Origin of the sequence: Neisseria sp. P0018.S001, from assembly GCF_051957355.1 — a bacterium.
Taxonomy (GTDB): domain Bacteria; phylum Pseudomonadota; class Gammaproteobacteria; order Burkholderiales; family Neisseriaceae; genus Neisseria; species Neisseria subflava_A.
In genome coordinates this window covers 1-7,848 of sequence record NZ_JBQCWN010000023.1, presented here as the reverse complement: position 1 = coordinate 7,848, position 7,848 = coordinate 1, and the positions used below count along the sequence as shown (strand labels likewise).

The 7,848-nt window shown below is 47.6% G+C and carries 7 protein-coding genes; 3 read left to right on the top strand and 4 right to left on the bottom strand.

All coding sequences use genetic code 11. The features are described 5' to 3' along the window. Positions 1-369: 369 nt before the first annotated feature. Positions 370-1,287 carry a homoserine kinase gene (gene thrB / locus ACTHTJ_RS10395; protein ID WP_070583361.1) on the top strand — a complete coding sequence of 306 codons (918 nt, stop codon included), beginning with the start codon at positions 370-372 and terminating at the stop codon, positions 1,285-1,287. A gap of 43 nt (positions 1,288-1,330) precedes the next feature. Here thrB and ACTHTJ_RS10390 read toward each other — a convergent pair whose 3' ends face one another. The 4 genes from ACTHTJ_RS10390 to ACTHTJ_RS10375 all read right to left on the bottom strand — a co-directional run bounded on the left by ACTHTJ_RS10390 (position 1,331) and on the right by ACTHTJ_RS10375 (position 6,323). Beyond that, positions 1,331-2,857, bottom strand: a complete 1,527-nt coding sequence (locus ACTHTJ_RS10390; protein WP_070583363.1) for a DHA2 family efflux MFS transporter permease subunit — start codon at positions 2,855-2,857, stop codon at positions 1,331-1,333. A gap of 101 nt (positions 2,858-2,958) precedes the next feature. After that, positions 2,959-4,149, bottom strand: a complete 1,191-nt coding sequence (locus ACTHTJ_RS10385; protein WP_070583365.1) for an HlyD family secretion protein — start codon at positions 4,147-4,149, stop codon at positions 2,959-2,961. A 223-nt stretch (positions 4,150-4,372) separates the two neighbouring features. Then, entirely contained in the window at positions 4,373-5,779 is a 1,407-nt protein-coding gene (locus tag ACTHTJ_RS10380; protein WP_070583367.1) for an efflux transporter outer membrane subunit, read from the bottom strand. Between the two features lie 49 nt (positions 5,780-5,828). After that, positions 5,829-6,323, bottom strand: coding sequence for a MarR family transcriptional regulator (locus ACTHTJ_RS10375; RefSeq protein WP_004521040.1), 495 nt, complete (start codon positions 6,321-6,323; stop codon positions 5,829-5,831). Between the two features lie 296 nt (positions 6,324-6,619). On the opposite strand from ACTHTJ_RS10375, the gene ACTHTJ_RS10370 reads away from it, so the two are divergent. Continuing rightward, the gene (locus tag ACTHTJ_RS10370; RefSeq protein WP_070583369.1) at positions 6,620-7,501 is read left to right on the top strand and encodes a prephenate dehydrogenase; all 882 of its coding nucleotides are present in this window, start codon (positions 6,620-6,622) and stop codon (positions 7,499-7,501) included. An 82-nt stretch (positions 7,502-7,583) separates the two neighbouring features. Continuing rightward, on the top strand, positions 7,584-7,848 hold a 265-nt coding region (locus tag ACTHTJ_RS10365), incomplete at its 3' end, for a transposase (RefSeq protein ID WP_440360940.1).

The window sequence follows — 7,848 nt, the reverse complement described above, 5'->3', positions numbered from 1 at the left end:
TTAGCAAATGTCAACTAAAATTATCGAAAATTTTAACTAACTGTGTTATACTGTCTGCTTCGTTTTCTTCACCGCGTCAGCAGCGAAGAACCGAACTATACGCCTCACAACGAAACCAGTCAACACCTTTCTCGAAATTATTTTCAGAAATTTAACCACCGCCCTGTTTTAACAGGGTTTTTATTTTTCTAAAAACATTCAAAACTTCCCTATTCTCTTTCCAAATCCAACCCGATTCAATACTAAGGCCGTCTGAAAGAGTATTTCAGACGGCCTTTTGAATTTGACCCTCGCTTTAATTTATATTGTTGGCGCTTGTTTTTTGGTATGATGTTTCCTTGATTCTTTTATATCAGCCTCGAGTTTGCTATGTCTGTCTATACCAGTGTTTCCGACGCTCAAATGCGTGACTTCCTTCTGCAATATGATTTGGGAGATTTTGTTTCTTTGCAGGGGATTGCTCAAGGAATTACTAATAGTAATTATTTTTTGACTACTTCAACCGGTCGTTATGTATTGACTGTTTTTGAGGTTTTGAAATCAGAAGAACTGCCTTTCTTTCTAGAACTAAACCAGCATTTGAGTCTGAATGGTGTTGCCTGCGCCGCTCCGATTGCTCGTAAAGATGGCGGACTGCATTCTATTTTGGCCGGAAAACCGGCTTGTTTGGTTACTTGTTTGAATGGTTCTGATACTGGCTGGCCAACTGAAGCTCAATGCTTCCATACCGGTGCTATGCTGGCCAAAATGCATTTAGCCGGCCAAGACTTTCCTTTAAAAATGAAAAATCCTCGTTATGATGACTGGTGGCACGATGCCTGCACTCAGTTGCTGCCTGTTTTAGATTCTGAGGATGCTGCACTGCTTCAATCTGAAATTGCAGCTTTAGATGAAAATCTAGGAGAGCATTTACCTTCCGGTATTATCCATGCCGATTTATTTAAGGACAACGTATTGCTTAATGGAGATGAAGTTTCCGGCTTTATCGACTTCTATTATGCGTGTAACGGTAATTTCATGTACGACCTGGCAATTGCGGTTAACGATTGGGCACGAACAGCTGATAACAAATTAGACCCTGTCCTTTATGATGCCTTTATCCATGGCTATGAAAGCGTACGTCCATTATCTGATGAAGAACACGCGTATTTTCCTACTGCACAAAGAGCCGGATGTATTCGTTTCTGGGTATCTCGCCTACTTGATTTCCATTTCCCTCAATCAGGAGAAATGACGTTTATTAAAGATCCAAATGCATTTAGAGATCTATTATTGAGTTTTAAATAATATAATAGATAAAAGGCCGTCTGAAATTCAGACGGCCTTTTATCTAATGCCCTCCCCCGCCGGAACCGCTAAACGGAGGTCTTGCCAGCCAAATAATGGGAATCATACTGATGAATATGATACTGCCTGCCAAGAAGATTTCATTTGAGCCAATAATAAAGCCTTGTTGGGAAATAGTACTATTTATCGTAGCCAGGGCTTGCTCTTTGCTCAGGCCATTGGCCATCATGCCTTGAATAGATTGGTTGCTGATTGAGGACAATGAATTAATATGTTCGGTCAGCTGAGTATGGTGCAGAGCTTCGCGCCGTTCCCACATGGTGCTGACAACGGACACTCCGACACCGCCCATAAAGACTCGCAAGAAATTAGACAAGCTACTGGCCGAGGCAATTTGGTTGCCCTTCATATGTGATAAGGTGATACTGGTCAGGGGCAGGAAGAACATGGCTACGCCTAAACCCTGCCAAAACTGTGGCCAAACGACGTTGCTCATATCCATGCCGGCATAGAAGTCGGTTCGCCAATGGAATGTATAGGCAAACACCAAGAAGCTGGCACTGACAAACAGGCGCATATCGACGCGATTGCCAAACTTACCAATAATCGGCGACAGAATAATCGGCAGAAAACCTACCGGTGCAGCAGCCAAACCAGCCCAAGTAGCGGTATAGTCGAGATTTGATTGCAACACCAAAGGCAGCAAGGTCAATGTACCCATATACACCATAAAGCCCAAGGATGTCGCAACAACGCCTATCGTAAAGTTTCTATTTCTAAACAATGACAAATCGACAATCGGGTATTCCTCGCCCAGCTCCCAAACAATAAAATAGGTCAGGAACACCAAAGCGGTAACGCCCAAAACGATAATCTCTCCCGAGGCAAACCAGTCCAATTCCTTACCTCTATCAAGCATCATTTGCAATGCGCCGACACCGACAATCATCAACACCAGCCCGACGTAATCAATCGGCGCCCTAATGATTTCGGTTTCCCTGTGTCTAAGCTGTTTCCAAGCAATGGAGGCGGATAAAACCCCGATTGGGATATTGATAAAGAAAATCCATCCCCAATGCCAGTTGTCCGAAATCCAACCGCCTAGAATCGGTCCCAATACAGGGGCAACAACGACGGTCATTGCCCATAAGGCCAGTGCCAATGTTCGTTTTTCAGGCGGATAGGAAGCCATCAGAAGACTTTGGGACAAGGGAATCAAAGGCCCGGCGATAAAGCCTTGCAACACTCGGAAAAAAACCAAGGCTTGAAGATTATGCGCCATACCGCACAGCCATGACGTTACGACAAAACCAATCACGGCAGCAATAAAGATTTTAACCTCGCCAAACCGCTTGGCCAAAAAGCCGGTCAGGGGAACGGAAATGGCATTGGCTACGGCAAATGAGGTAATCACCCAAGTGCCCTGCGTGGTCGCCGCACCCAAATCCCCTGCGATAACGGGCACGGCGACGTTGGCGATGGTGCTGTCCAAGACTTCCATAAATACGGCCAAGCTGAGCGCCAAAGTTGCCAACACCAGCTTAAACCCTTGTAACGGCGGATAATTCATATTTTTAAACTATAAGACAACCGCCAAAGCGGTCGATTGAAGAGAATCAATATTTCAGACGGCCTGAGCCTTCAATAAAAGACTCAGGCCGTCTGAAAAGATTATTTTGCGTATTGCTCGAAGATTTTATCGACTAAAGCATCGGCGGCTTTCCAATCCACACTTTCCGTTTCCGGCAAGGCAGTATTTTGTTCCGCTTCGGCAGTCATGGCTTTACCGCTACCCTTCTCGGCAATATCGACTTTAACAGTCATCGACAAACCGACACGGAGCGGATTTTGTTGCAATTCTTTAGCATCCAAACTGATACGCACCGGCACACGTTGTACAACTTTAATCCAGTTGCCCGTTGCGTTTTGTGCCGGCAGTAATGAGAACGCACTGCCCGTACCGGCCGACAAGCCCATTACCTTGCCATGGTAAACCACTTTGCTACCGTACAAATCGGCTGTCATTTCAACAGGCTGGCCGATTTTCATTTTACGCAGTTGCGATTCTTTAAAGTTGGCATCTACCCATAATTCAGACAGAGGCACAACGGCCATCATCGGCGTACCTTGCACGATACGTTGGCCGACTTGGACATTGCGTTTGGCAATTTGGCCGCCGATCGGCGAACGGATTTGCGTACGTTGCAAATTCAACCAAGCGTCTTTGATGTGGCTGATGGCCGTCTGAACTGCCGGTTGTTGGCGCAGAGGAATATTGCTGCCCAACGCTGCCTGAGCAGAAACTTCTTCCGCCTCAACCGCTTTCAATGCAGCCTGAGCCTGAACCACAGCGGCGCGAGCATGGCTGAGTTCTTCTCCGGAAACCGCTTCCGTACCCGCCAAAGATTCGCGGCGGCGCAAATCGGCTTGCGCACGGGCCAAATCGGCTTTGCGTAACAACACTTGCGCTTTGGCTTTTGAATTGACCGCAGTTTGCTGTTTATTTTGACGGATGGCCTGAATCAATTCATTTTGCGCGCGATCGTATGCCAGCTGAAAATCGCTGTCGTCCAAGGCCACCAAAACATCGCCTTTTTTCACGACATCCGTATCGTCATACATGACTTTGCGCACCGTGCCGTTTACCTGCGGCGTAATCATCACCAAATGACCGGCCACATAAGCATCTTCCGTTTCTTCTTCATGCTGCCAAAATAGGAAATACGCCAAAGCGAATCCGGCCGCTATAATAAGGAATAGAAGTGTAACGATAACCAAATTGCGTTTGCGATGCGTCTTAGCGCCGGAAGCGGCTACTTCTGTTTCTTTTTGGACATTATTTTTTTCTGATTGAGTATCCATAAGTCCCAACTTTAATTCTGTACATGTGATAACGATATTATTGTCTTGCCCCAGGCTGCTGGCTCCACCCTCAACCCAATACGCGCATTTAACGCGCTAAAGGGTTATATTCTATAGTTACACTCTATTCATTACAATAATTTCTTCCGGTAGCAAATGTAAATAAGGTAAGCAAAAGGCCGTCTGAAATTACTTTCAGACGGCCTACGTTTTAATAAAACGTTTATTTCTTATTCAATTTAAAGCCTCCGCCCAACTGGGCATTGAGGTTACTCCAAGCTGTCAGATATTCTGCATGGTATTGAACCGCCGACATTTTTGTACGAGCAGCCTCGTCTTGTTTTTGCAAAGCGGTCAAGCCGTTATCCAAGCCTGCACGAACACGTCCTTTCGCATTTTGCACAGATTTATCCGCGATATTGACCATCTTATTCCAAGTATCTTGTCGGCTTTTCAGGCTTTGATAGTCGACTACGGCATCTGCTGCCGAACGCATGGCATTCAAAACAGTTTGGTCATACACGGCAACCTGCTCGTTATACTGGGCACGTTTGCCCGCCAATTTGGATTGCAACGCTCCGGAAGTAAACAATGGCAGATTCAAAGCCGGAACAATGCCCAACATACCGGAAGTCCGTCCGCGAATCAGATTGAACGCATCGATGTGCGTCATACCTGCCAAAACTTTCAACTCAATATTCGGATAAAACTCTGCTTCGGTCGATTTGACGATATGCCATTTCTCTTCAAGCAAGGCTTTTTGCGCCGCAATATCGGGGCGGGCCGCCAGCAAGTCCGCTTCAATACGGTTAACCGGCAATGACGGCACAGCCGCCATTTTTTCCGGAACCTGTCCATTCAATGCACCCGGTACACGGCCGGCCAATACAGCCAGACTGTTGCGGATTTTCTCATTTTTCTGAGTCCATGCCGATTTTTCAAGCTGCAATTGTTGTTGCGCCATTTCCAGAGCGTGCAAGGCATCGGCAGGAGCCAGCTGCGCTTTAACGCGTTGTTGCATCAGTTTCAATGCCTTATCCGCTAACTCTATGCGCGTATCTAGCAGCGCCAGTTGTTCTGTCGCCATCTGCCACGCAAAATATTGGGCAGCAACGGCATGAGCCAACTCGGTGCGGATGTGCTGCGCTTCATATACCGCTGCCCGGCTTTTTCCCAAAACGGCTTGAATCTGCTCTCGGTTTTTACCCCAAAAGTCAAAAACCAAGCTACCTTGCAAGGCTGCGTTCGCCAAAACCAATGTATGGTCGGTATCGACCATACCGGCTTGAGGTTTGGGTGAAACATAAGCACCCAGACCTGTAACGCCCAAGCCGACTTGCGGTTTGTTTGTGGCCCCTACAACGCCCAGCTGCGCCTGAGCCTGCTCAAACCTTGCCTTGACGACACGCAGATTGGTAGACGTCTGAATGGCGGAAGCAATCAAATTGTTTAATTTTTTATCTTTCAGCTTCATCCACCAGCCGTCTTGGGCAGTAGCGGCAGATTGGCCTTGCGGCAGCGGATAGGCTGTTGTCTCATCCAAAGGCGACTGTTTGCCGAACGGCGCACATGCCGCCAACAGCGAAACAGCGGCAACGCATACGCTTGATTTGACCAAACCTAATTTCATACAGACTCCGTTGATGTGTGTCTGCCGCAGACCTTCAGGCCGTCTGTTGTCAATTACCCAAACGGTTCAACAGCTTACCCAACAGGTGTTGCAGCGTATCATAATCCTCTTTCGTGAAATCTTCCCACGCCTGGCCGCTCTGACGGGCAATTTGCGGCCATACTTCGTGGATGAAGGTTTCACCCGAAGGGGTCAATTTTAGCACAATCTGACGACGGTCTTTCTGATTGATATAACGCTCTACCCAGCCGCGCTCAACCATGTCGTCCGACAGGCGTGTTGCACTGGTGCGCGTCAAGTCCATCAGGTCGCTCAAGCGCGAAGGCAGGATTTCGCTGTTTGGGCTGACGTAAACCGCCATCAGGGAAAACCACAGGTTTTCATTGATGCCGAACGCTTTCAGGTTTTCGTTCAAATGGCTGCTCAAACGTTCGGTTACGATGCGCAACATACGGGATACTTGGTTTTGCTGCTCCGGAAATTGCGGCAGACGGGTAGAAAGCAAACGCATTGCGTTGACTAATTCGGTTTGTGAAAAACTCATAAATTCCTTCTTTCTGAGTGAGTTATTTTATTCGATATCAATCAAAATAAAATATGATGTAATAATTTACTTTAAGATACCAATTACTTACTTTAAGACGTTATACTAATTCAGATGATTATTTTAGTGTATGAAAATCTGATAATCGGTTACATGCTCCTACTAAACGGAGTTTTCTATGCCTAAATCATGAAAATCCGACCATAAAAAAGGCCGTCTGAAACCTTGATGACATCTTTCAGACGGCCTCCATAACGGATTAAAATAAGCTTTCCCACTTGTACCGGATCCAAACCATGAACACTTCCGCCTTTTTTCCTCACATTACCCTTATCGGCGTCGGTTTAATCGGCGGTTCGTTCATGCTCGACCTCAAACGCTTGGGACTGGTGCAAACCATTACCGGCATCGACACCAATGCCGACAACCTCAATTACGCACTCGAATGCGGCATCATCGACCATGCCTATCCGAATATTTGCGCCGAAAGCATCGGCAATGCCGATTTGGTTTTAATTGCCACGCCTGTCTCCGTCCTGCCTGACGTATGCCGCGACATCAAGCCCTTCTTAAAAGACACCGCCTGCGTTTCCGATGTCGGCAGCACCAAACAATCGGCACTCGATGCCTTCCGCACCCACTTATCCGATCGCCTGCCGCAATGTTTTGCTGCACACCCGATTGCCGGCTCGGATCAAAGCGGGGCAAAATCCGCACGTTGCGGTTTGTTTCAAAACAGCCGCCTTATCATTACGCTGCACGGCCAAGAAGCTTCAGACGGCCTGAGACGGCTGAAAATGCTGTGGCAGGCGGTTGGTTCGCAAATTTCGACCATGAGCGCCGAAGAACACGACAATATTTTTGCCGCCGTTTCCCACTTGCCGCACTTGGCCGCCTTTGCCTATGTCCACGCTTTGGTTGACCATCCGCACGGCAAAGACTATCTCCCCTATGCCGCCACCGGCTTTCGCGACTTCACCCGCATTGCCTCCAGCCACCCTGCCGTTTGGACAGACATCTGCATGGCCAACAGCCCTGCCCTGCTCAAACTGACCGGCGATTTGAAAGAACAATTATCCAAATTGGAACAGCTCCTTTCAGACGGCAACAAAACCGAGCTTTACCGCTATTTTGAAGAAGCCGCACAAATGCGTAATGACTGGCTGAAAAACCGTTAAACCTGTTTTCAGACGGCCTGAGACCTTTGCAAAATTCCCCAAAATCCCCTAAATTCCCACAAAGACATTTAGGGGATTTTCCATGAGCACCTTCTTTCAACAAACCGCCCAAGCCATGATTGCCAAACACATCGACCGTTTCCCGCTATTGAAGTTGGATCAGGTGATTGATTGGCAGCCGATCGAACAATACCTGAATCGTCAAAAAACCCGTTACCTCCGAGACCACCGCGGCCGTCCCGCCTATCCCCTGTTGTCCATGTTCAAAGCCGTCCTGCTCGGACAATGGCACAGCCTCTCCAATCCCGAACTCGAACACAGCCTCATCACCCGCATCGATTTCAACC

Excerpts from the sequence above, each read along its gene's own strand:
- thrB (WP_070583361.1), top strand. The coding sequence starts at position 370 with ATGTCTGTCTATACCAGTGTTTCCGACGCTCAAATGCGTGACTTCCTT.
- ACTHTJ_RS10390 (WP_070583363.1), bottom strand. The coding sequence starts at position 2,857 with ATGAATTATCCGCCGTTACAAGGGTTTAAGCTGGTGTTGGCAACTTTG.
- ACTHTJ_RS10385 (WP_070583365.1), bottom strand. The coding sequence starts at position 4,149 with ATGGATACTCAATCAGAAAAAAATAATGTCCAAAAAGAAACAGAAGTA.
- ACTHTJ_RS10380 (WP_070583367.1), bottom strand. The coding sequence starts at position 5,779 with ATGAAATTAGGTTTGGTCAAATCAAGCGTATGCGTTGCCGCTGTTTCG.
- ACTHTJ_RS10375 (WP_004521040.1), bottom strand. The coding sequence starts at position 6,323 with ATGAGTTTTTCACAAACCGAATTAGTCAACGCAATGCGTTTGCTTTCT.
- ACTHTJ_RS10370 (WP_070583369.1), top strand. The coding sequence starts at position 6,620 with ATGAACACTTCCGCCTTTTTTCCTCACATTACCCTTATCGGCGTCGGT.